Consider the following 23235-nt stretch of genomic DNA (forward strand, 5'->3'; position numbering starts at 1 on the left):
CGACTGCCCCTGCCGGAGCCACGGGCAACCTGCTACGGTCACGTGGGTCAGGCCTTGTCCTCGGGCTGCGCCGTCGCCAGCGACTCCGGCACGTTGTCCGGGGTGGACCACACCTGGCCCGGAAGGACTCCGGGCAGATGGGGGTTGCTTGTGGACACGAAGCGGATCTGCCTGGCCTGCCCCTGACGTACCGCCGCGTTCTGGGCCTCCCAGTCCCGCAGCGCCCCAAAGGCCCACCGTCCCAGGAGGATGACGGCGACGATGTTGATGACGGCCATAACCCCCATGGCGATGTCCGACAGGTTCCACACAAGCTCCAGGCTGGCCACAGAGCCACTGAACGTGGCCACCACGATCATGGACCTCAGGAACAGGTGACCGGAGGTGCGCGAGCCCCGACGTAGGAAGTCGACGTTGATCTCGGCGTAGGTGTAGTTACCCAGGAGGGAGGAGTAGGCGAACACGAAGATGACGACCGCCATGAGCCCCTCGGCCCACGGGCCCAGGACGGCCGCGACCGACTGGGCTGTCAGGGTGTTGGCGTTGAGTGTGTCCGCCACCGCGGGGTCAGGGCTGTAGACCCCTGACAGCAGCACGATGAGGGCAGTAGCCGTGCACACGACCATGGTGTCCATGAACACCCCGAAGGACTGGATGAAGCCCTGGTTGACCGGATGAGGAGTCGAGGCGGTAGCAGCGGCGTTGGGTACCGACCCCTCCCCCGCCTCGTTGGAGAACAGGCCCCGCTTCACCCCGTTGATCACCGCTGCGGTAATACCACCCGCCGTGCCGTAGAAGGCCTCCTGCAGGCCGAAGGCACCCTGGAGGATCATGCTGAACGCCCCCGGAATGGCCCGGATGTTGACAAGGAGGATCACCACGGCAAGCACCGCGTACAGCAGCGCCATGACCGGGGCCACCCACTCGGTGATACGGGCCACGCGTCGAATCCCCGGAAGACGACCGGGCCGGTGATCGCGACCAGGACCACGGCGGTCAGCCACCTGTTGACCCCGAAGGTCCCCTCCAGCGCGCCAGAGATGGCGTTGGCCTGGGTGGCCTCGTAGGCGAAGCCAAAGACGAAGGTAATGATGACGGCAAAGACCGACCCCAGAACCTCGACCCCAGCCCCCGGGAGATGTAGTAGGCAGGACCGCCCCGGAAGGTTCCGTCGGGGCTGGCGACCTTGTACATCTGGGCCAGGGTGGACTCGACGAACCCTGTCGCCATTCCCACCAGGGCCACGACCCACATCCAGAACACCGCACCGGGACCGCCCAGCGTGATAGCGATGGCGACACCGACGATGTTGCCCGTCCCCACCCGGGAGGCCAGCCCGACGGTGAAGGCCTGGAAGGCGGAGATACCACCCGCGGTGTTGCTGCGGGATCTGGCGATGGTCGCGATCATGCGCCCGAAGAGACGCAGCTGGACACAACGCGTGCCCACGGTGAAGTAGATACCTGCAGCGAGGAGCAGCCACGCCAGGACCTGGGTGTAGAACCGGTCGCTGACATCAGCCAGGAAGGCAGTAGGCGCGTCAAGGACGCTGGCGCTGACGACGAACTGGCCACAGGGCATGGTGCCTCCAGGGGTGCCGGCACGCGCACCCGACCCACCTAGCAGCCGAGACAGCCGATCCCCGTAGGAGAAGAGGCCCTGGCACCGGGGAGGTCGGGCAGGACAGTCCCCGGTCGTCCCGGAACCAGCGAGGCGGGAGCAGGTGGAACGTGATGTGGACGAAGATCCCGGGAGGATAGAAGAGTGCCTGTTTCGTCCTCGTAACGTCTCCGTGCGGCGGTCTCGGGAAGAGACGGCAGGAGCTCGTCCCCCAGTCGGCTGCCCCCAGCACCAGGGCTCTAAGACGGTACCCCAGGCTGGCCCGCGCCCCTAGTCAGCCTGAGGTACCACCGGGCTCCTACTGCCCTGGCCCTGTGCTGCCAGGGGCCACGCACCAGTGGTGAGAGGTGCAGGCAAGTAGGGGGAGTCGGCATGGAACTCGGGCTGCGTCAGGACCGCCGGACCAGGCACGTCTTCGCTCCTCCCCGGGGACGGCCCGACAATCCGGGCGCCGCGCTGAGCCTCCCAGTCCCGCAGCGCACCGACGACCCACCGCCCCAGCAGAGCCAGGGCGGTCAGGTTGAGGATGGCACCCATCCCCAGAAGGACGTCCGCCAGTGTCCACACGGTGGTCAGAGGCTGGACCGCTCCCAGGGCGCCACAGCACACGGCGGCGACCTGAAGGCAGTAGGAGGCCAGGGGGGAGCGTGTGAGGTAGTCCAGGCAGACCTGGGCGTAGGAGAAGGCTCCGATGATCGTGGTGTAGGCCAGGACCATGACCAGGACCGCCATAGGCCACCGAGTCCACTCCCCCACCAGCCCGGCCACGGCGTCCTGTGTCAGGTGCCCAGCGGCGTCGTCACTGGTCGCTCCCGCGATGTCAACGCGCCGCCCGGCCACGAGGATGACCAGGGCGGTCGCCGTGCAGACCACGAGCGTGTCCACGACGACGCCGAAGGCCTGGATAAGACCCTGCTGGACCGGGTGGGAGACGGTTGCCGACCCTGCGGCACACGCGGAGCCTCCCAGGCCCGCCTCGTTGGAGAACAGTCCTCGGCGCACACCGTTGAGGACGGCGGCCATGATCCCGCCGGCCACTCCCGCCAGCCCGGGACGCAGGCCCAGGGCGTGGGCAAAGATCGAGCGCAGGGCCTCCCAGGCCTCACCGGGGTGCGTCAACAGGATCACCAGGACGAGCAGGAGGTAGGACAGGGCCATAAACGGGGCCAGGTACTCAGCCACCCGGGCCATGGCACGCAGACCTCCCAGCAGGACGGGTGCCGTCAGGGCCGTGACCAGGAGCGCGCCGACCCAGGCGGGCAGGCCGCTGGCAGCACCCAGGGAGGCGGTGATGGCGTTGGCCTGCACCATGGGCATGGCCAGACCGTTGGCGACCATGAACACGACCGCGAAGATCCCGCCCATGACCGGCAGCCCCAGCCCCAGCGACATGTAGTGGGCCGGGCCTCCACGGAACGTCCCGTCGCCACGGCGCACCTTGAAGACCTGCGCCAGGGTGGACTCGGCAAAAGCGGTGGCCGTGCCGAGGACAGCTACCAGCCACATCCACAGAACCGCGCCCGGACCTCCCCAGGCCAGGGCCAGTGCCACCCCCACGATGTTGCCGGTGCCCACCCGGCAGGCCAGCCCTATGGCGAAGGCCTGGAAGGAGGAGATACCGCCTTGCGCCCCTGACCGTGATCCCGCCACAGCACCGGCGATACTGCCCGCGTGCCGCAGCTGGACCGCCCGGGTACGGACGGTGAAGTACAGGCCCACGGCCAGCAGCAGCCACACGAGCACCGTGGAGAAGAGGAGGTCGGAGGTACTGGTCAGGAACGACTGAAGAGCAGACATGATTCTCCTGGTTCTTCCGAGTGGGCTCTCCCGAAGCGGTCCCCGGGTCGTAACGGTGGCTACCAGGCCTCAGGAGCAGTGGCGCGGCTGGTGGTCCTGCGGTCCAGTCGGCAGGCCCTGCGCGCCATGAGGACCGGGGCCTACCGGAGGGGGACCTCGGCCCCCGGCTCCTCAGGCTCCCAGACACCCTCGACGACGTCACCGGGCAGGTAAGGGTTGGCGTGCCCGGAGAACACCGGGTCCCGGCCCTGCCGACGCTGGGCCTCGAAGTCGCGCAGCGCCCCCAGTGCCCAGGGCGCCAGCCACACGATAACCACCAGGTTGAGCAGGCCGAGCAGCCCCAGGGCGATGTCAGTCAGCGCCCACACCACGGGCAGTGTCAGCACGCACCCGGTAAAGGCCGCAGCAGTCAGCAGCACGCCAAAGGCCTGCTCGGCACGGTGCTGGCCGCCCAGGAAGTTGACATTGACCTGGGAGTAGGAGTAGCAGCCCAGGACGGTAGAGAAGACGAGGACGAAGATGAGCACCACCATGGGCCAGGTCGTCCACGACCCCAGGTGCTCCACCACGGCCTGCTGGGTCAGGACCGCCCCCACGAGGGAGTCGTTGCCAGGCTGGTAGGTGTCGGTGGCCAGGAGGATCAGCAGCCCGGTCGCCGTACACACCACGACCGTGTCCACGAAGACCCCGAAGCCCTGGATGAGCCCCTGCCGCACCGGGTGGGAGACCGTGGCCGTGCCGGCGGCGTTAGGCACGGTCCCCAGGCCGGCCTCGTTAGAGAACAGGCCGCGGCGCACACCGTTGACGAGCGCGGCGACCATGCCACCTGCGGTCCCGAACAGTGCCTGGTCGGCCCCGAAGGCGCCGCGCACGACAGAGACGAGCACCCCCGGGACCTCAGCGATATTGGCCACGATGACCACGAGGGCGACGACGACGTAGATCAGCGCCATGACCGGGGACAGCCACTCGGTCACCCGTGCCACGGACCTCAGCCCGCCCAGGACCACGGGACCGGTGAGCAGCACCAGGCAGACCCCGACCATCCACGGCTGGACGGAGGGCACGGTCGCGCTGACCACCCCCGCCAGGGCGTTGGTCTGGACCATGACCACGGTGCCGCCCACCGAGACGATGCACATGACCGCGAAGACGCTGCCTAGGAGCCGAGAGCCCAGGCCGTTCTTCATGTAGTAGGCGGGCCCGCCCCGGAAGGTGAAGTCGCGTCCCCTCTCCTTGAAGACCTGGGCCAGCGTGGACTCGGTGAAGCCCGTGGCCATGCCGATGACGGCCACCACCCACATCCAGAACAAGGCACCCGGCCCTCCGGCGACGACGGCGATCGCCACCCCGGCGATGTTGCCGATGCCCACCCGGGCCGCCAGTCCGACGGCGAAGGCCTGGAAGGAGGAGATCCCTCCGCGCGCACCCGTGCGCGAGCGCACCACGGAGGCCAGCATGGTGCCCCAGTGACGCACCTGGACGCCGCGGGTGCGCACGGTGAGGTAGATGCCTGCCCCCACCAGGAGGACCGCCAGGACGTAGGTGTAGAAGGTGTCGCTGACCAGCTCGAGGACGGTGGCAACCTGCTCCTCCAGGTTCACCGGCTCCTCGGCCTGGGCCGCCAGGGCCGGGGCCAGGACGTTGGGAAGGGCTCGTGTCACGGTCGAGGCTCCTTTCTTCTGTCTGCTGTGTCTGCTGCGGTGGCAGGGGGGCCTACCGGGAGTGCTGCGCAGCGTCGTCGGCTGATGCCTCGTCCCACACGTCCCCAGGGAGGGGGCCGGGCAGGTAGGGGTTGTCCCTGGCGACGAGAACGGGGACGGCTACGCCCGCGCGCTTCTGCGCCTCCCAGTCCCTCAGCGCTCCCAGGCCCCAGCCCGACAGGGCGAGGAGGGCGACGAGGTTGGTCACTGTCATGACCGCCATGGCGATGTCAACGGCGTTCCACACCACCTCCAGGGAGAGCAAAGCGCCCACCGTGGCGGACAGGACCGACAGCAGCCGCACCGCCCACGTGGCCCATCTCCTGCCCCCGGTCAGGAAGGACATGTTGGTGTCGGAGTAGACATAGGCGGCAATGATCGAGGAGTAGGCGAGCACGAAGACCAGCACAGCCATGGGCAGTACCGTCCAGGCTCCCAGCTCGTGGGCGACCGCCATCGTCGTGAGGGAGGAGGGGTCCGCTCCCGGTGCCTCCCACACCTGCGGGCCCGCGATGAGGATGACGAAGGCGGTGGCGGTGCACACCACGATCGTGTCGATGAACACGCCCAGGGACTGGATGAGGCCCTGGTGGACGGGGTGAGTGACCGTGGCCGTGGCAGCGGCGTTGGGAGCAGTGCCCTGGCCTGCCTCGTTGGAGAACAGCCCCCGCCTGGTGCCGTTGATGACTGCGGCCAGGATCCCGCCGCCCAGGCCGCCTACCAGGGGGCGGGGCGAGAAGGCGGAGGTGATGATCTCCCCGATGACGGTGAAGAACTGGCCAAGGTTGGCCAGACAGATGATGAGCACCATAACGATGTAGACCAGCGCCATGACCGGAGCCATCCACTCGGTGACACGAGCCACGGCCCGAACGCCGCCAAGCACCACCATGGCGGTGAAGACGAGGACGAGGGCGGCGATGACCAACTGGGCGGCACTGAGGCCGCCCAGGCCAGGAAGCGCCGAGCCGCCCGGCCCCACCGCTGACAGCAGCGTGCCAGCGATGGCGTTGGACTGCACCGAGGTGATGACAAAGCCACAGGTGACCACTGTGATGACCGCGTAGACGCCAGCCAGGACCCGGTTTCTCATCCCTCGGGCCATGTAGAAGGCGGGCCCGCCGCGGAAGGAGCCGTCGGGGTCGCGCACCTTGAACAGCTGGGCCAGGGTCGCCTCGAAGAAGGCGGTGGCCATGCCGACCAGGGCCACCACCCACATCCAGAACACGGCGCCCGGCCCTCCCAGCAGCAGGGCGGCGGCGACGCCGAAGATGTTGCCTACCCCGACCCGTGCGGCCAGGGAGATGGCGAAGGCCTGGAAGGAGGAGATTCCCCCGTGCGCGCCTGAGCGAGAGCCGAGGACCTGGCGCAGCATGCTGCCCAGGTGGCGGACCTGGACCACACGGGTACGCACGGTGAGAACCAGCCCGGTACCGATGAGGACCCACATGGTGACGTGAAGGGTCACCCAGTCGGCAACAGCCTGGAGGTCAGCAGCAAGAGCATCCATGAGACACGTAGGCCTTCCGGGTCGCGGCAGGGTACCGGCGCATGCTCTCACACCGGGTCAGGCCTAAGGAAACGCGACGGTCACGTCCTGGACGGGCCAGGGCCGTCACGGACCACCGCTGCTCACAAGGGCCAGTCAGGTCCCGTGAGACGATACTGGCATGACAGCCCCGGCCCTCAACGTCATGCTCGACTCCCTCATCCCGGCCGACGACCCGCAGCAGGCGCCCGAGCCCGAGGAGGTCTACCTGGCCTTTGCCGAGTGGGCCGAGTCGACAGGCCGCCCCCTCTACCCGCACCAGGATGAGGCGCTGTCCCAGATTCTTGAGGACCGCCACGTCATTGCTGCCACCCCCACGGGCTCAGGCAAGTCCGTCATCGCCCTAGCCGCCCACACCGCCTCCCTGGCCCGGGGCGGGCGCTCTTACTACACCGCCCCGCTCAAGGCCCTGGTCTCCGAGAAGTTCTTCGAGCTCGTAGGGCTGTTCGGTGTCGACAACGTCGGCATGGTCACCGGAGACACCTCCATCAACGCCGACGCGCCTGTCATCTGCTGCACCGCGGAGATCCTGGCCAACCAGGCGCTGCGCGAGGGCGAGGACATGGACGTCGACTGCGTCATCATGGACGAGTTCCACTACTACGCCGACCCGCAGCGAGGATGGGCATGGCAGGTCCCTCTCCTGGAGCTGCCCCGAGCCCAGATGGTGCTCATGTCAGCGACCCTGGGGGACGTCAGCTTCTTCGTGCGGGACCTGGAGGCGCGCACCGGCCGCCAGGTCGCTGTCGTCGACGACGCCGTGCGCCCCGTGCCCCTGGAGATGGACTACGTCGTGGAGCCGGTCGGCGAGCTCCTCCAGCGGCTCGTGGGCCAGGACAAGGCGCCGACCTACGTCGTCCACTTCTCGCAGAAGGAGGCCGTGGCGCGGGCGACCTCGCTGCTGAGCACGGACCTGGTGCCCAGGTCCCGCAAGGAGGAGACCGCCCGGGCGCTGGGCGACGTCCGCTTCGCCAAGGGATTCGGGACCACGCTGTCTCGGCTGCTGCGCAGCGGGATCGGGGTGCACCACGCCGGGATGCTTCCGCGCTACCGCAGGCTCGTCGAGCGCCTGGCCCGCGAGGGGCTGCTCGCCGTCGTCTGCGGGACCGACACCCTGGGAGTCGGCATCAACGTACCTATCCGCACCGTGGTCCTGACCTCCCTGGTGAAGTTTGACGGGTCCCGAGAGCGTCATCTCACAGCACGGGAGTTCCACCAGGTTGCTGGACGGGCCGGACGAGCAGGCTTCGACACCCGCGGCTACGTGGAGGTCCAGGCCCCGGAGCACGCCATCGACAACGCCCGGGCGCTGGCCAAAGCGGGCGACGACGAGCGCAGACGGCGCAAGGTCGTGCGCAGGAAGGCCCCTCCCGGCCGGGTGAGCTGGACGGAGGGGACCTTCGAGCGGCTGCGCGACGCTGCCCCGGAGACGCTGACCAGCCAGTTCCAGGTCACCAGCACCATGGTGCTGGCCCTTATGGAGCGACCCGGCGACCCGGTAACCCACATGGCCGCACTGCTGGGGCGAGCCCACGTGACACCTGCGCAGCGGCGCGTGCACGTGCGCCGAGCACTGGACATCTACCGGTCCCTGCGCACCGCAGGGGTGGTGGAGCACGTCTCCTCCGCCCAGGCCGCCGCGGACGGGCGGCCCCGCCTGCGCCTGGCGGTGGATCTTCCCTGGGAGTTCGCCCTCAACCAGCCCCTGGCACCCTTCGCCCTAGCTGCCATGGACCTGCTGGGCGTAGACTCCCCCAGCCACACGCTGGACGTGGTCTCAGTGGTGGAGTCCACGCTGGAGGACCCCCGTCCGCTCCTGTACGCCCAGCAGAAGGCCGCCCGGGCAGAGGCAGTGGCAGCCATGAAGGCCGAGGGCCTGGACTACGAGGAGCGCATGGCGGCCCTGGAAGAGGTCACCTGGCCGCGTCCCCTGGCTGACTTGCTGACCCCTGCCCTGGAGATGTACCGGACCGCCAACCCGTGGGTAGCCGAGTACGAGCTCTCCCCGAAGTCCGTGGTGCGGGAGATGGTGGAGAACGCCATGACCTTCTCCGACCTGGTGGCCCGCTACGACCTGGGGCGCAGTGAGGGCGTCATCCTGCGTTACCTCACCGACGCCTACCGGGCGCTGCGCCAGGTCGTGCCCGAGGAGCACCGCACCCCGGAGGTGCTCGAGCTCGTCGAGTGGCTGGGCGAGCTGGTACGGGCAGTCGACTCCTCCCTTCTGGACGAGTGGGAGGCGCTGGGGGCCGCCCAGGCAGGGGCGCTGGAGACGGCGGCGCAGACGCAGGAGACGGTCATCGTGGGCCCGGGCTGGCGGCTCGGGGAACCCTCGGCGGGTGTGGAGCGACCCTTCGGCGCCGATGCTGACGGCAAAGTTGCCCTCACCCGCAACCTGCACGCCTTCCGGGTGGCGGTCCGCCGTGAGATGTTCCGCCGCGTGGAGCTAATGGCTCGTGACGACGTCGAGGCGCTGGGACGCCTGGACGCCTCCTCCGGGTGGGGTGAGGACCGGTGGGACCAGGTGCTGGGCCGCTACTGGGAGGAGTACGACTGGATCGGCACCGACACCTCCGCCCGCGCGGCCGCCCTGGCTCCTCTGGAGGAGGATCCGGACGAGGCTGCGCTGGCCGCTGCGGGTGTCAGCGAGAGGCTGCGTGAGGCCCTGGAGGTACAGGGCCGACAAGTGTGGCTGGCCACGCAGGTTGTCGACGACCCCGAGGGGGACCACGACTGGCGCCTGACGGCCCTGGTCGACCTGGCCGAGTGCGATCGCGAGGAGCGGGCCGTCGTCCACCTGCTGCGCGTGGGTCCGCAGGGCTGAGCAGGCACGCCCGGACCCAACGGGCGCCCCGGCAGGTCATCACCGGAAGATCATCACCGGAAAAGATCATCACCGAAGTCATCACTGTCCTCGGTGCTGCCCGGGCGGCCCCGATCGCTCCGGCCAGGACCGCGGTGTCATCGGGCGTCGTACGGCAGCACCCGCCAACCAGCCGCACTCCTGCCTCGACCCACTCCGGGACCAGGGCGGTGAAGCGTCCCGTTCCCGGACAGGCGTCCACGTCTTGGTCACCGGGTCGTAGCTGTCGCCCGAGTTGGGGTAGGCCACCAGCGGCTTGGCCGTGGAGCGACGCAGCACGGGAAGCGCCCGGGCCACGGTCTCGGGCGCCACGCAGTTGAGGCCGACGGCCACCACCGCCGGATGGGTGTCGGCCCATGCGGCAGCCTGGGCCAGAGGCGTACCGTCAGCCAGGTGGGCGCCGTCAGGCCGGACCTGGAAGGAGACCCAGCACTCGGCACCGGGAGCGGTCTGCGCCAACACCGTGGTCACGAGCCGGGCCTCGTCAAGACGGGGCATGGTCTCCAGGGCAAAGACGGTGAGCCCCTGGGCGGCAAGGGCCTCAATGCGCGGGCGGTGGACCCGCTCCAGCTGGCTCTGGCTCACCTCGTAGGCGCCGGTGTACTCCGACCCGTCAGCCAGGAACGCGCCGTAGGGGCCCAGAGCACCAGCCACGAACGGGCGCGGTCGCTCTCCAGGTGCTGGGTGGCCCGCCCCTTCGCCCTCTTCCAGGGACGTTCCTCCTCCCTGGGACCGCCCCGGTGCTGACCCGAACGTGCCCGCAGGCCCGCCACGGGCTGTCGCGGCCTGGCCCGCCGCAGCCAGGGCCAGGCGGGCCGAGGAGGCGATGAGGTCACGCGCACCGGCCTCGTCGTAGCCCACGTCAGTCAGCGCCGGGACGCTCGCCTGGTAGGAGTTCGTCTCAATGACGTCGGCTCCGGCAGCAAGGTAAGCAGCGTGGACCTCAGTGACGGCACCGGGGGCGTCCAGCAGGGCCTGGGCCGACCACAGCGTCCGGCTCGTGTCCACGCCCCTGGCCTGGAGCTCGGTACCCATGGCACCGTCGAGGACGAGGGTCCCGCTGGCGAGCGCCCCTGCCAACGAGGAGGCGACGGGCACGCGCGGCCCCGGTCCCGTGGGAGGCGTCGGACCAGCCAACCTGCCCGCGCCGGGAAAGCTGCTCATACCACGAGCATAGCGCGGCCCGTTCACCCTGTGAGAAGCCCGGGCGCCGCGTTGCGAGCAGGAATACCGTCCGCCTATGGCCTCCACCGATTCTGTCGTGACGAGCCCCCACACCGCTGCCCCGTCGGCGGCCGCACCCGGCCCCGCCCACGTGACAGCCCTGGAGCGCCGCATGAGCAGGCGACATCTCATGATGATCAGCTTCGGCGGAGTCATCGGGACCGGCCTGTTCCTGTCCACCGGCTACACAATCAACCAGGCCGGCCCCTTCGGCACCGTCCTGGCCTACGCCGTCGGAGCCCTCATCGTCTACCTGGTCATGATGTGCCTGGGCGAGCTGAGCGTGGCCATGCCCTTCACCGGGGCCTTCCACGTCTACTCGCGCACCTACATCGGTCCGGCCACCGGGTTCGTCACCGCCGTCCTGTACTGGCTGACGTGGACAGTCGCCCTGGGCAGCGAGTTCACCGGCGCGGCCATGATCATGAACGGGTGGTTCCCGGCCGTGCCCGTGTGGGTGTGGGCAGCGGCCTTCATCACGCTGGTGCTGGTGCTCAATATGGTCTCGGTCAGGGTCTTCGCCGAGGCGGAGACCCTGCTGTCAGGCGTCAAGGTCATCGCAATCATTCTGTTCATCATCATTGGCGGGGCCGCCGTCGTAGGCCTGCTGCCCTACGAGGGCGCCACCTCGGCCCCACTGCTGTCCAACCTGACCTCAGGAGGGCTCTTCCCCAACGGCTTCGCGGCGGTGTTCACCACAATCCTCGCCGTCAACTTCGCCTTCTCCGGCACCGAGCTGATCGGGATCACCGCCGGGGAGGTCAAGGACCCGGCAGCCACGATCCCCCGAGCTATCCGGGCCACCCTGGCGCGGCTGGTCGTCTTCTTCATCGGCTCCGTGCTCGTCATCGCGGCGCTCATCCCCTGGAGGCAGGCAGGTGTGGAGGAGAGCCCCTTCGTCACGGTCCTGTCCCGGATCGGCGTCCCCTTCGCCGACGACCTTATGAACGTCGTCATCCTCACCGCCATCCTGTCAGCGGCAAACTCGGGCCTCTACGCCTCGACACGCATGCTGTGGTCCCTGGCGAACGAGGGAACCCTGCCTGCGCTCCTGGCCCGGACCAACCGGTACGGGGTTCCCGCCCTGGCTATGGCCCTGTCCATGGTCGGGGGCCTGGCCGCGCTGCTAACCTCCGTCTACGCCGCCTCCACCGTGTACCTGGTGCTGGTCTCGGTCTCGGGCCTGGCAGTCGTGCTGGTGTGGGTGACCATCGCGGCCTCGCACTACCAGTTCCGCCGCCGCTGGCTGGCTGAGGGTCACAGCCCTGAGGATCTGGCCTACAGGGCACCGGGCTACCCGTGGGTGTCCCTGGGTGCCCTGGTGCTGTCCGCGGCGTCGTGCCTGCTCATTGTCTTTGACCCCCTCCAGCGTCCGGCGCTGGCGATTACCGCCGTCTTCCTGGCAGTCTGCTACGCCGGGTACTGGGCAGTCTCACGCAGGATCAGCCTGTAGGCCCTGCGCACACGCTATGTCGCAGGCGGCTGGCTCTCACAGTGGTGCGGGCAGGTCCCCCGTACGGCCTCAGCGCAGCCCGAGGACGAGCACGCGCTCACAGCCCGAGGCGTAGGCGGCGGGAGTCCACGACCCGCTTGCCGAAGGGGAAGCAGGTCACCGGGATGAGCTTGATATTGCCGACAGCCAGCGGGAGGCCGATGATGGTGACGGCCTGGGCTGCCGCTGTGGTCACGTGCCCCACAGCCAGCCACAGGCCTGCGACCAGGAACCAGACCAGGTTGGCCAGCCCGCTCATGGCACCCGCTCCCGGGACAGGGACCACCTCCCGCCCAAAGGGCCACAGCACGTAGCCAGCAATCCGAAAGCAGGCGATCCCAGCCGGCAAGGTGACCACCAGCAGGCAGGCGAGGAACCCAAAGAAAAGGTAGCCCACAAAGAGCCAGAAGCCTCCGAAGGCGACCCAGATAACGTTGAGGACGGTACGCACACCCGCATGTCTAGCACGATTGCGGACGCAGGGCCTCCGTGGGCGCAGCGGTACCGGTCAGCCTCCCATGAGTGCCTGACCGGCCAGGCCACAGGCGCACGCACAGATCAGGGAGGCCAGGGTCCCGATGATGAACCGCTCCGCGGCCCCGGGGCTTTCTTGGAGGTCCGCCCAGCGCCCCAGGCCCTTGACGGCAACGACGACAACAACCATCTCAGCGTGACCGCTCAGCAGTGCCCCGGTCGTGGCCAGCCGTTCCAGCATCCCGATCCAGGTTCCACCGCGTAGTACCAGCGGAGCCGTGCTGTCCACCTCCGCCCTGTCCAGGACGGGGACATGGTGTCCGTCCAGTGAGGCGGCACGTCCCGCAGGAGGCTCCGGAACGCGAGCCACGCGCAGCACGCCAACGACAGCACCCCACCCTCCTAGGACCGAGATGACCAACGTCACGAGCACGACCACAGCAGGCATCTCATGTACCTCCTACGTGCGCCGGCACCGGGCTGACACGCGGGTCGGCAGACCGGTCAAGGGTGTTAAGAAGTGCCAGGAGAACCGGGAGAGCCTCCTTCTCCTCCGCCAGGCCCGAGGCGATTCGCCGCTGCGAGAACGCCTGTTCCGTCACTGCCAGCCTTCGTGCCGCCTGCTGCCCGCTCACACCGCTCTCGACCAGGTCCACCGCCTCCCACTGCAGGCGGGAGCGTCGGGCCAGGAGGAGGGCCTGGAGCCGCAGGACCGCCTGCGCCCGGGCAGCCGCCTCCGGGTCCTCGCCACGCACCGCCAGCGGTACTCGGGACCTCTTGGCAGCATCGACGGCCTCACGCGCCGCCACGAAGGCCGCACCGCTCCCTGAGCGCGCGCCTCCGTCGGCACCCACGCGGCCGGCCCCTCCACCGATTCCGACGTACCAGCAGCCAGCACGTATAGCAGCGCGTACAACCGTGTACAGGGCCGCTGCGTCAGCGGGGACTCCCTGGACCTCGTCGCCTGCGGTCCGCTCAAAGGGGGCGATGACGCACACGTCGGAGACGGAGCGCAGCAGCGCAGGCACAGCGTCACCGGTAGAGCGGGAGGCCTTTTGGTCCATGGTGACGACAAGCACCTGTCAAGGGTGGCACCCCGCCCCGCACTGGTCAAGGCGCTCACCTTGATACACCTAGATCAAGGTGAGCGCCTTGACCAGGGGCTCACGTTGACGCGGACGGCCAGGGCAGCCTCCCGAGCCTTACCAGAAGACCCGCTGGGCGATAGCGTCCGCGAAGCCGTCCAGCGCCTCCGACGAGGTCCCCAGGTAGAGGGCGGCGTCAATGAGCGAGACCTCCATGAGGTAGAAGCCGCCCCTGCCGTCACTGACGACGTCCACCCGGTTGAAGAGCAGCTGGACGTCACGCCCGGAGGTCTCCTTGATGAGGGTGTGGATGGCCTTGCGGACACGCTCCCCCCACAGCCACTCCTGCTCGCTGGGGTCACGGGCGGCGACCTCCTCTCCGTGCACCTCGTCGGTGGCGCGGAAGGACGGGTGGAGCATCGGGTCCTTCTCCACCGCGTGGGAGAGCACCCCGTTGAAGTAGACCAGGGACACCTCCCCCTGCCGGTCCACCTCCTCCAGGTAGCGCTGGACCATCACCGAGCGCCCCCGGCCCAGGTGGTGCACTGCGTCGCTGATCGCCGCCGACCGGGAGCCGGCGTCAGTGGCCGTGTAGCGGCCGGTCCCGCGACCTCCAGAGGAAATTGCGGGCTTGACCACAAAGTCCCCGTAGGCGGGAAACCTGGTGTGGACCTGGTGCTTGGAGTAGCCCGCACCCGGCTCCAGCCAGGTGGTGGGGATCGTGGGGACCCCCAGCTCCGCCAGGCGGACGAGGTAGTGCTTGTCAGAGTTCCACGCGACGACGTCAGGCTGGTTGAGCAGCCGGGGCACCGAGCGGGTCCAGGCCAGGAAGTCCGCGTAGGTGCGCGTAACCGCGTAGTCACGCACGCTGCGCAGCACCACCGTGCCCGAGTCCCCCCAGTCCACCTCCGGATCGTCCCACACGGCGACCCTCGGCTCGATCCCGCGCTGACGCAAGGCGTCGGGCAGGCCGCGGTCGTCCTCGTCAAGCTCGGGGTAGTCCTTGGAGGTAGCCAGGGTCACGACGGGATCAGTCACGTGGCCCACGGTACCGCAGCAGCCAGGCTCACGACGGCGCACCACCCCGGGCAACCCGCAGTCCCTGCCAGCCTCCACCTGTCTCCCACCGAACCTCTACCACCACCTCACCAGCACTACCGCTGCGTCCAGAAACGCCCCACGCTCCCCGCTCCCGAGACCGGCCTGGGGCAGTCTCGGCCAGCACCCTCGGCCAGCATCTGCCAGCGCCCGCCCTCCGGGGTCGAACAGGAAGCCGCTACGCGGGGATCCGTGGGCAGCGGCACCACCAAAAGCGCCCCGTCACCTGAGATATCTGGCACAGTGGGGCGGTTTCAGACCTCTCTGGCTGGACTGACACCGGCCCACCTCGTAGAGTCTCCCTCTGGCACCAGGCACCGTTAGCTCAATTGGCAGAGCAACTGACTCTTAATCAGTGGGTTCAGGGTTCGAGTCCCTGACGGTGTACCAGACCCGGCCTCGGCCGGGACGCCAGCCCGTGCCTGGCTGCGCACCGCTAGCTCAATTGGCAGAGCAACTGACTCTTAATCAGTGGGTTCAGGGTTCGAGTCCCTGGCGGTGTACCACGGCGGACCACAGGGACTTCCCGCTCTCCGGGAACTCCCAGGCCCCTCATCACGAGGGGCAGGCCCCGCCCGCCTCTGGGGACGGGTGCCGCCACGCCCCAGGGCTATCAGCAGGGGCAGGGACCAGGTCGTCGGCCAGAGTCTGTCGGCAGGCACCCAGCCTGCCCGTTGGCACGGCAAGCCGCCCCGGCGTGCAGACGGTAGCGCCCGAGCTGCCGCCACTGAGGCCGTCAACCCGGCCCGGGACGAGCGCCCTCCACAGGCTCCGGCCGTGGCGCGTCGTCAGGGCGCCAGCCAGGCAGCAGCACTGCGGCGCCCTGAGAACGTCATAGCCCAGTAGTGGCAACAACGACAGTCCCGCCCGCACAGCGCGACACCGCGACGACTCAAGACAATGACAGGACGTTACAGGACGTTAAGGAGCACAGATGAGCACGCAGACAATCAGCAGCACAGCACCAGCCCGTACAGCAGGCTTGTCGGGAGCACCTGCCCGCCAGATCAAGCCACGACATGACGCCGCCTCGGCCATGACGTGCGCCTGCGCCCTCGGGACCCCTCTGTGGGTCCGACGTGAGCAGGCCGAGCGCGAGCTCGACGCCGCGCAGGCTGAGGTCGCCTCCCTGCCTGTCGGAACCTCCCCCTCCCGCCTGGAGCGCGCCCAGGAACGCCTCACAGCCGCCCGAGGAGCCCTGGAGAACCTGAGGTACCCCGAGACCGACGGCGACCGCGAGAAGAGCCCGGCGGCCCTGGCCGCCTGAGTCCCGCCGGGAGCGGTCCTCCCACATCCTCAACCATATCCTCAGCCGTCTCCTGAGAGCGAACTCCGTAGGTCCGTGCGTGGCACGCAGCCGCTCAGGGCGGCTCCCGGTGAGAGGATCGTCCACATTGTGTGCGCCAAAGGAGGACCAGAGGAGGACTCATGCCCCACCTGTCAGCCGGAGACGCTGCTCCGGGCTTTACCCTGCCCGACGCCACAGGACAGAATGTGAGCCTCAGCGACCTGCTGTCCCGTAGCGATGCAGGGCTGGTTGTCTACTTCTACCCCAAGGCGTGCACGCCAGGGTGCACCAAGGAGGCCTGTGACTTCCGCGACTCGGTAGAGAGCCTGGGGGTGCAGGTTACCAGGTGGTCGGCATCTCTCCTGACTCCCCTGCCACCCAGGCCAGGTTCTCTGAGCGCCACAGTCTCCCCTTCCCCCTGCTCTCCGACGTCGACCACTCGGTCATGGAGGCCTGGGGGGCCTGGGGCGAGAAGAAGAACTACGGCCGGACCTACACCGGCGCGATCCGCTCGACTGTCGTCGTGGCACCGGACGGCAGTGTCGTCCTGGCGCGGTACAACGTCAGGGCCACCGGCCACGTCGCGAGGCTGCGCGCCGAGCTGGGTCTGGACCAGCCCAGCGCGTCGGACTGAGACGGCCTTGCGCACCCCCGCCCACAGGAAGGTAGAGTGCGGGTCGAGCGCGAGTGGCGGAACTGGTAGACGCCCCAGGTTTAGGTCCTGGTGCCTTCGGGCGTGAGGGTTCGAGTCCCTTCTCGCGTACTGTGGATACGGTGTGAGGGCACTCCCCCCGCGTCCCAGCGCTGATCGTCCCAGCGGCGATGCCGACCGGGCGGTACCAGGCAGCAGGGAGGCGCAGGGTGCTGCCCGGATCGCAGAGGTCCCCTGGGAGAGGACAGCATGGTAAAAGAGCACGCACGGCGCACCGTCCTTGCCAGCACTCTGGCGTCGCTGGCCTCGTTACCCCTCTCCGTGTGCGGGTGTGCCCCGGTCTCGGACAGCGGCCAGGCGGCAGGAGCGCGGACCGGCTCAGGCACCTCCCCCAGGATCATCACCAGCCCGGCGGCAACGGCCTCGCAGGGGGAACACACCCCGATCATCGTCCGCGTCAACGGGACCGCCTACCCGGCGCACCTCAACGGGACACAGACAGCACAGGCGCTGGTGGCCCGACTCCCCCTCACCGCCTCCTTCCGGGACTACTCCCCGTATGTGGCAAAGAAGGTCGCGGACCTGGACGAGCCGCTCGACCACGACCAGATGCCCAACGACGACCCGGTGGCTGGTGACATCGTCTACTGGTCATACAAGCAGCAGATTGCCCTCTACTGGAGGGCGGCGTACCGGTACATCGATACTCACGTCATCGGTACCTTCGACTCCTCGGAGGGGGTGTCGGCCGTCCAGGCACTGACCCCCCAGGACGAGGTCGTCATCGCCCTGGCATAGAACAGCCCGCTGAGGGGCTCGCAGTGACCCGTCGGCCCTCCTACCCAGGTCTGTCGTGAAAAGGACCGCACATGACACACGCGTACTCTCCCCACAGCTACCCAGGCGGGGTCACTCCCTTCTCCCTCACCAACAGGGGCGAACGTGGCGCAGCATGGGCACTTCTCGCAGTCGGGACTCTTGCTGCCCTCTTCGACCTGTGGTGCCTGCTCGTGATGGTCCCTGACGGCATGCCTGTCTCTCTCCTGTGCGTCGTAGCCCTTCCCGGAGTGATACTGCTGTGCGCGGGCGTGCTCGGGCTGCGAAGACGACTAGGACTGACCGCCGACGCAAGGGGACTGACCCTGCTAACCCCCCGGAGTACCCGCTACCTGGGCTGGGACCAGGTACGCGGCAACCTGCACGTCGTCGTCACAGGCAGCTCCCTAGGCAGGACAACGGTAGGTGTCGCCGTCCTTGTCGACGGCGCACCCGTGGAGCTGCCCTGCACCACCGTCAGCGGGAGCAGCCAGGAGGCTGCCAGCCAGCGTGCCCAGACCATCATCAACGAGGTCCTCGCTCGCGATCCTGGTCCAGGCTACGTCGCACGCGGGGAAAACCGCGCTCAGGACGCCCAGGCGGCCTGCAGCCACGCCTCCCGCCCCCCGAGGCTCGTCCTTGAGGAGCCGGACAGCCTGCAGGAAAAACGGGCTACGGTCAACATCGTCGGAGCGTGCACCTCAGGGACGTTCCTCGTGCTGGGCAGCGTCTTCCTCATTGAAGGAGGTACCGATGCCCTGGGCACCGTCATGGCCGCCCTCTTTGCCGCAGCCGGAGGGCTGAGTCTCGTCGCATGCCTGGCGCGCTACCAGCGGGGCAAGGCCCCGCACCGTACTGTGGTGGACTCCTCCGGAATCACCGTCTACTCCGGGAGCCGCACACAGGTGCTGTCCTGGACGGAGGCCAGAGGGCACCTGGCCGCCAGTGCGGCGGAGATACACGGAGGCAGGGTGCGGCTGGGGTGGGTCGCCACTCTGCGGTTCCAGGACGGTCACCGTACCGTGCGCCTGGTCGGTGCCAGTGTTCAAGGACACAGCAGATCCGCTGCTCTGGAGGCCGCCCGGACGCGCCTGGCACACATCGCCTCCTACGATCCGGCCAGCATCCGCTCACCCCTGTCAGCCCCGCAGCGCTGACACGCGGCCGAAGGCGGCGGCCCGGCGCACCTGTAACGACCAGCGTCGGCAGCCCGGGCCGCACCCGCCTGATCCGCCGCCCCTGCGCGTCTAGTCGTCGTGCTGGACGACCTCGAAGCCCAGGACCTCAATGCTCATCCCGCGGCGCACGTCGTCACTGTGATCGGCACCAGAGCGCGCCGCCAGCCAGGCCTGGTAGTCCTCACGGGAGTCCCACCTGGTCACCACGAAGTAGCGGTCCTCCCCGACGACGGGACGCAGCAGCTCAAAGCTCTGGAACCCCTTCGAGGTGTCCACGGCCCGCTTGCGCGCCGCAAAGCGCTGCTCGATCTCAGCCTCCGCACCCTCAGGATAGGTCAGGGCGGTAATGTTGACATAGGTCATGGCTCTTCTCTCCTCACTGCGGCAGAGCCTCGGTGCTCTCGGCGCCTCCACCGCGACGACTCCGTGTGAGGCTATCCTATGCTGCCTACACCAAGGTCGGGCTGTCACCAGGCTGGGGACAGCCGCCCTGCCGCAGACCCCGCGCCCGAGTGCCCAGGTACCCTGTTCCGCGTGACCAACACCAGCACCTCCCGCTCCTTCACCCGCCGTGACGGTCGTTCCACCGACCAGCTGCGCCCCGTGACCATCACCCGCCACTGGCTGGACCACGCCGAGGGCTCCGTCCTCATCACCTTTGGTCGTACCCGGGTCCTGTGTGCCGCCTCCTTCACCGAGGGCGTGCCACGCTGGCGCAAGGGCAGCGGCGAGGGCTGGGTCACCGCCGAGTACGCGATGCTGCCACGAGCCGGTTCGGAGCGCTCGGGACGTGAGTCGGTACGAGGAAAGGTGGGGGGCCGCACCCACGAGATCTCCCGGCTGGTCGGGCGCTCTCTGCGCGGCGTCGTCGATGTCGCCGCCCTGGGTGAGAACACGATCACGCTAGACTGCGACGTCCTCCAGGCGGACGGCGGTACCCGTACCGCCGCCATCACCGGCGCTTACGTAGCCCTGGCGGACGCCGTGTCCTGGGCCACCTCCAAAGGCCTCATCAGTGCCCGCCCCGGCAGACCGGTGCTGTCCGACTCCCTGTCCGCGGTCTCGGTCGGCATTATCGACGGCGTGCCCTGCCTGGACCTCCCCTACGAGGAGGACGTGCGTGCCCACACTGATATGAACGTGGTCCAAACCGGCTCAGGACGCTTCATCGAGGTGCAGGGCACTGCCGAGCACGCAGCCTTCGACCGCTACGAGCTGGACGCGCTGCTAGACCTGGCGACCGAGGGGAACAGGACATTGGCCCGCCTCCAGAGCCAGGCGCTGGAGGGACCTGCCGACACGCCCCGCACCGTCTCCTCCCCGTCCCCCTCCTCCGCGTCAGACCACCACGTCCTGACCGTCCCCGGAGCCTGAGCCATGAACCTGGAAGCCTCCCTCCGGACCGAACGCGTTCCGGCCCAGGCACGCCTGGTCCTGGCCACGCACAATCCCAGCAAGCTGGCGGAGCTCCACGACATCCTGGCCCCCCTGGTACCCGGCCTGGCCCCTGGGGCGATCATCTCCGCAGCCGCCCTCAAGGCCCCCGAGCCCGTCGAGAACGGGCTCACCTTCGCGGACAACGCCCTGCTCAAGGCGCGCGCCCTGGCAGCGGCCTGCCGTCTTCCTGCCGTGGCTGACGACTCCGGACTGTGCGTGGACGTGCTCGGCGGCGCCCCTGGGGTCTTCTCCGCCCGCTGGTGCGGGCACCACGGCGACGACACCGCCAACCTCACCCTCCTGCTCAACCAGCTGCACGACATCGACGACCCACACCGCACGGCTCGCTTCACCTGCGCCGCGGTGCTGGTCGTACCCGAAGAAGCAGCGGGCGCAGCCGCCCAGGAGCGGGTCGTCACCATGGAACGCCACCTGGAGGGCAGGCTGGCGCACGAGCCTCACGGCCACAACGGCTTCGGCTACGACCCGGTCTTCGTCCCCGCCAGCGAGGACGCGCCCGGCGGCGCAGGCCGCACGACGGCACAGATGGAGCCCGCTGAGAAGAACGCCGTGTCCCACCGGGGTCAGGCCTTCCGCGCCCTCGCCCCTGTTCTGGCACCACTACTGGCCTGAGGGCCAGGTGTCGGCCTTCGCCGTCACCCAGGCACGCCTCCCGCCCGAACGTCCTGCGTAGCACCGCACCGGCTTACGATTACGACGCCATGCCGGGCTACACCCTGCCCTCCCCCTGGTCGGCCTCCTGCTCAGAGATCCTGCGGGCCAAGGGGGCGGGAACCAGGGAGTCGTGGGCACGCACGTACCCGTAGAGCCAGCGCCACCCTCCCAGGAAGACCAGGAGGAAGGTACCGGTCATCACCGCCCAGGAGACGTGCCTGTCCAGGGGAGCGGCCCCCTGCCCAGCCACGTGCAGCACCGTCCAGACGACCCAGGTCGCACCTGCGACGATAAGCCCCTCGGGAGCAGCCATCTCCAGGTGGTCGCCACGACGGTGACAGGCGAGCCAGGACACGGCCCAGCCGACCGCCGCCCCGCAGGCTGCTTGCCACAGGGGCGCGGCAAGGGAGAGGACGGAGCCGAGCGCGTCGGTCGATGCCGCACCGAGCAGGGCCACCAGCGACACCGCCAGGAGGTCTGCCGGGACAACCAGCCACCAGCGGGTAGACCGCCCCCGGATCCACGGACAGTCCACCCCGTCAGGCAGGACCGGTGTGTAGGACAGCCGTCGCGCACTCGCGTCAGCCTCCCCAGCGACCTCCTGGTTGCTCACAGCTGCCACCAGGCCCCTGCGGTGGCAGCCTCCAGGGTGCCCGTGAACACGGCCGCCGCCTCCTGCAACGTCACTGCGGGGTCGGTCCAGGGCTGGATGTGGGTGAGCACAAGCCGCCCCGCCCCTGCGTGCGCCGCCAGCTCACCAGCCCGCCGTCCGGTCATGTGCATCCCGGTTGCCGTGTCCCGGTGCTCCACGAACGCCGCCTCCGCCAGGAGGAGGTCCACACCCTCAGCCATGGCGTCCACGGAAGGGCACCGGTCGGTGTCACCGGTGTAGGCCAGGGTCACCCGCTGCTGCATGGAGGCCTCGCTGGGGCCCTCCACACGGAAGCCAAAGGCCTCCACCGGGTGGAGGGCGGGGAAAGGAGTGATCGTGAGAGGGCCCACCTGAACTGGGAGGCCGGGCACTGCCGTCTGGAAGACGAACTCGGTACCGTAGGCCTCCCCCTCCCCGGTCCCGTCAACGCCTCGCAGGCGGGGCAGCAGGTCGGAGGGTCCCAGGCACAGGACAGGGCCGAGAGGGCCGGAGGGGTTCCAGCGCCGGTAGACGTGCATCCCTACCAGGTCCACCATGTGGTCGGCGTGGCAGTGGGAGATGACCACCGCGTCCAGGTCGGCAGGGTCAACGTGGTGCAGCATCTGTCCCATGGCGCCGGGGCCCAAGTCCATGACCACGGAGAAGGTGCGCACGGCTCCGTCACGACCAGGACCCTGTGCCTGAACCAGGTAGGAGGAGGCCGCCGAGTCAGGCCCCGACATGGAGCCCGTGCAGCCGATGACCGTCAGGCGCATACGCAGTCCTCCGCAGCAGAATCACCACGACCTGCCTCGACAGCAGGCAGGTCGGCCGACAGGGCTGTCGCCGCGTCCCCGGCCTGCTGGACGTGTCCGACCTCAGGTCCCAGGAACCGCCGTGCCAGGACAGCAAAGCGTTCCGGGTCCCCTGTAGCCCTGAAGGTGTGCCGGGCAGGACCAGCCTGGGGGCTGCGCAGAAGGTCACGGGAGGCCAGGGCGCGGTAGACGTCCTTGGCGGTCTCGTCCGAGGAGGTAACCAGGGTCACATCATCTCCCATGATGTAGGAGATCGGCCCCATAAGCAAAGGATAGTGGGTACACCCCAGGACAAGGGTGTCCACGCCCGCAGCCTTAACCGGCGACAGGTACTCCTCAGCCACCTCCAGGACCTCCGAGCCCGCGGTCACGCCGCGCTCAACAAGCTCCACGAACCGTGGACACGCCTGACTGGTCAGGGTGACACCCGGGACCACCCCCATGGCGTCCCCGTAGACACCGGAGTCGACAGTGCCCTGCGTGGCGACCAGCCCGACCCGGCCGTTGCGTGTCACGTGCGCCGCAGCCCGGGCAGCGGGGTGGATCACCTCGATGACAGGCACCCCCCGGCCCTTGGTGTAGCGCTTGCGAGCCGTGTGCAGGACGGCGGCAGATGCCGTGTTACAGGCGATGACAAGGAGCTTGACCCCTGAGTCCACCAGCTCATCCATGACCCGCAGCGCCAGGCCCCGGACCTCCTCAATGTCACGGGGACCGTAAGGACCGTTCGCGGTGTCTCCGATGTAGAGGACCTGTTCTCCGGGCAGCTGGTCGAGGACGGCTCGCGCGACAGTCAGACCACCAACCCCTGAGTCAAACATGCCGATGGGAGCATCAT

18 protein-coding genes, 3 tRNA genes and 4 pseudogenes are annotated in these 23235 nt (G+C 68.9%); 11 read left to right on the forward strand and 14 right to left on the reverse strand.

Features of this window, described 5'->3' with window-relative positions:
• Window positions 1–47: 47 nt before the first annotated feature.
• The 4 genes and pseudogenes from D5R93_RS08730 to D5R93_RS08745 form a co-directional block, all read right to left on the reverse strand.
• Window positions 48–1581: pseudogene (locus D5R93_RS08730) on the reverse strand (alanine/glycine:cation symporter family protein).
• A gap of 309 nt (window positions 1582–1890) precedes the next feature.
• Complete coding sequence (locus D5R93_RS08735) at window positions 1891–3417, reverse strand: alanine/glycine:cation symporter family protein (RefSeq protein ID WP_120204774.1); 1527 nt, start codon at window positions 3415–3417, stop codon at window positions 1891–1893.
• Between the two features lie 140 nt (window positions 3418–3557).
• The gene (locus tag D5R93_RS08740) at window positions 3558–5021 is read right to left on the reverse strand and encodes an alanine/glycine:cation symporter family protein (RefSeq protein ID WP_243107069.1); all 1464 of its coding nucleotides are present in this window, start codon (window positions 5019–5021) and stop codon (window positions 3558–3560) included.
• Window positions 5022–5133: 112 nt separating this feature from the next.
• On the reverse strand, window positions 5134–6630 hold the full coding sequence (locus D5R93_RS08745; protein WP_119836127.1) for an alanine/glycine:cation symporter family protein: 1497 nt from the start codon (window positions 6628–6630) through the stop codon (window positions 5134–5136).
• A gap of 160 nt (window positions 6631–6790) precedes the next feature.
• On the opposite strand from D5R93_RS08745, the gene D5R93_RS08750 reads away from it, so the two are divergent.
• A complete protein-coding gene (locus tag D5R93_RS08750) occupies window positions 6791–9493 on the forward strand; it encodes a DEAD/DEAH box helicase (protein WP_205570031.1) in 2703 nt (900 codons plus the stop codon).
• A 148-nt stretch (window positions 9494–9641) separates the two neighbouring features.
• Here the strand turns inward: D5R93_RS08750 and D5R93_RS14120 are convergent.
• Window positions 9642–9734 (reverse strand): annotated as a pseudogene (locus tag D5R93_RS14120) (homocysteine S-methyltransferase family protein); the annotation flags it as partial.
• 5 nt (window positions 9735–9739) lie between these two features.
• A pseudogene (gene mmuM, locus D5R93_RS08755) lies at window positions 9740–10912 on the reverse strand (homocysteine S-methyltransferase); the annotation flags it as partial.
• Between mmuM and D5R93_RS08760 the strand changes: the two are divergent.
• Entirely contained in the window at window positions 10869–12209 is a 1341-nt protein-coding gene (locus tag D5R93_RS08760; protein ID WP_119836209.1) for an amino acid permease, read from the forward strand. The pseudogene mmuM and the gene D5R93_RS08760 overlap by 44 nt on opposite strands.
• A 97-nt stretch (window positions 12210–12306) precedes the next feature.
• Here D5R93_RS08760 and D5R93_RS08765 read toward each other — a convergent pair whose 3' ends face one another.
• From D5R93_RS08765 to D5R93_RS08780, 4 genes are all read right to left on the reverse strand, one after another.
• A complete protein-coding gene (locus D5R93_RS08765) occupies window positions 12307–12699 on the reverse strand; it encodes a YccF domain-containing protein (protein WP_120204777.1) in 393 nt (130 codons plus the stop codon).
• Between the two features lie 57 nt (window positions 12700–12756).
• Window positions 12757–13170 (reverse strand): hypothetical protein, encoded by a 414-nt coding sequence (locus tag D5R93_RS08770; protein WP_120204779.1) that lies wholly within the window; start codon window positions 13168–13170, stop codon window positions 12757–12759.
• A 1-nt stretch (window position 13171) separates the two neighbouring features.
• Window positions 13172–13801 (reverse strand): hypothetical protein, encoded by a 630-nt coding sequence (locus tag D5R93_RS08775; protein ID WP_182911359.1) that lies wholly within the window; start codon window positions 13799–13801, stop codon window positions 13172–13174.
• A gap of 123 nt (window positions 13802–13924) precedes the next feature.
• Window positions 13925–14845, reverse strand: coding sequence for an ATP-grasp domain-containing protein (locus D5R93_RS08780; RefSeq protein ID WP_120205963.1), 921 nt, complete (start codon window positions 14843–14845; stop codon window positions 13925–13927).
• Window positions 14846–15219: 374 nt separating this feature from the next.
• On the opposite strand from D5R93_RS08780, the gene D5R93_RS08785 reads away from it, so the two are divergent.
• From D5R93_RS08785 to D5R93_RS08815, 7 genes and pseudogenes are all read left to right on the forward strand, one after another.
• Window positions 15220–15295, forward strand: a tRNA-Lys gene (locus tag D5R93_RS08785).
• A 40-nt stretch (window positions 15296–15335) separates the two neighbouring features.
• Window positions 15336–15411: transfer RNA gene (locus D5R93_RS08790), tRNA-Lys, on the forward strand.
• A 428-nt stretch (window positions 15412–15839) separates the two neighbouring features.
• The gene (locus tag D5R93_RS08795) at window positions 15840–16172 is read left to right on the forward strand and encodes a hypothetical protein (protein ID WP_119836131.1); all 333 of its coding nucleotides are present in this window, start codon (window positions 15840–15842) and stop codon (window positions 16170–16172) included.
• A gap of 161 nt (window positions 16173–16333) precedes the next feature.
• Window positions 16334–16827 (forward strand): annotated as a pseudogene (gene bcp / locus D5R93_RS08800) (thioredoxin-dependent thiol peroxidase).
• A 47-nt stretch (window positions 16828–16874) separates the two neighbouring features.
• Window positions 16875–16956 (forward strand) — tRNA-Leu (locus D5R93_RS08805).
• A 138-nt stretch (window positions 16957–17094) separates the two neighbouring features.
• Window positions 17095–17643 carry a cyclophilin-like fold protein gene (locus D5R93_RS08810; protein ID WP_120204782.1) on the forward strand — a complete coding sequence of 183 codons (549 nt, stop codon included), beginning with the start codon at window positions 17095–17097 and terminating at the stop codon, window positions 17641–17643.
• A gap of 71 nt (window positions 17644–17714) precedes the next feature.
• A complete protein-coding gene (locus tag D5R93_RS08815; protein WP_120204784.1) occupies window positions 17715–18818 on the forward strand; it encodes a hypothetical protein in 1104 nt (367 codons plus the stop codon).
• Between the two features lie 90 nt (window positions 18819–18908).
• Here the strand turns inward: D5R93_RS08815 and D5R93_RS08820 are convergent, their stop codons facing one another.
• Window positions 18909–19202 carry an antibiotic biosynthesis monooxygenase family protein gene (locus tag D5R93_RS08820; RefSeq protein ID WP_120204787.1) on the reverse strand — a complete coding sequence of 98 codons (294 nt, stop codon included), beginning with the start codon at window positions 19200–19202 and terminating at the stop codon, window positions 18909–18911.
• A gap of 171 nt (window positions 19203–19373) precedes the next feature.
• Between D5R93_RS08820 and rph the strand changes: the two genes are divergently transcribed.
• The gene (gene rph / locus D5R93_RS08825) at window positions 19374–20213 is read left to right on the forward strand and encodes a ribonuclease PH (RefSeq protein WP_243106680.1); all 840 of its coding nucleotides are present in this window, start codon (window positions 19374–19376) and stop codon (window positions 20211–20213) included.
• 3 nt (window positions 20214–20216) lie between these two features.
• Window positions 20217–20909: an RdgB/HAM1 family non-canonical purine NTP pyrophosphatase gene (gene rdgB / locus D5R93_RS08830; protein WP_120204792.1), complete on the forward strand. Its 693-nt coding sequence runs from the start codon at window positions 20217–20219 to the stop codon at window positions 20907–20909.
• Between the two features lie 97 nt (window positions 20910–21006).
• Here the strand turns inward: rdgB and D5R93_RS08835 are convergent, their stop codons facing one another.
• Genes D5R93_RS08835 through murI form a run of 3 tightly spaced genes read right to left on the reverse strand, consistent with a single transcriptional unit; the run spans window position 21007 to window position 23218 of the window.
• Complete coding sequence (locus D5R93_RS08835) at window positions 21007–21564, reverse strand: DUF3054 domain-containing protein (RefSeq protein WP_341466814.1); 558 nt, start codon at window positions 21562–21564, stop codon at window positions 21007–21009.
• Window positions 21561–22358, reverse strand: a complete 798-nt coding sequence (locus D5R93_RS08840) for an MBL fold metallo-hydrolase (protein WP_120204794.1) — start codon at window positions 22356–22358, stop codon at window positions 21561–21563. Before D5R93_RS08840 ends, D5R93_RS08835 begins: the two co-directional genes overlap by 4 nt.
• Window positions 22349–23218, reverse strand: a complete 870-nt coding sequence (gene murI, locus D5R93_RS08845; protein ID WP_120205968.1) for a glutamate racemase — start codon at window positions 23216–23218, stop codon at window positions 22349–22351. The genes D5R93_RS08840 and murI overlap by 10 nt, the downstream gene beginning before the upstream one ends.
• Between the last annotated feature and the right edge of the window lie 17 nt (window positions 23219–23235).

This window comes from Actinomyces lilanjuaniae, from assembly GCF_003606385.1.
GTDB lineage: Bacteria > Actinomycetota > Actinomycetes > Actinomycetales > Actinomycetaceae > Actinomyces > Actinomyces lilanjuaniae.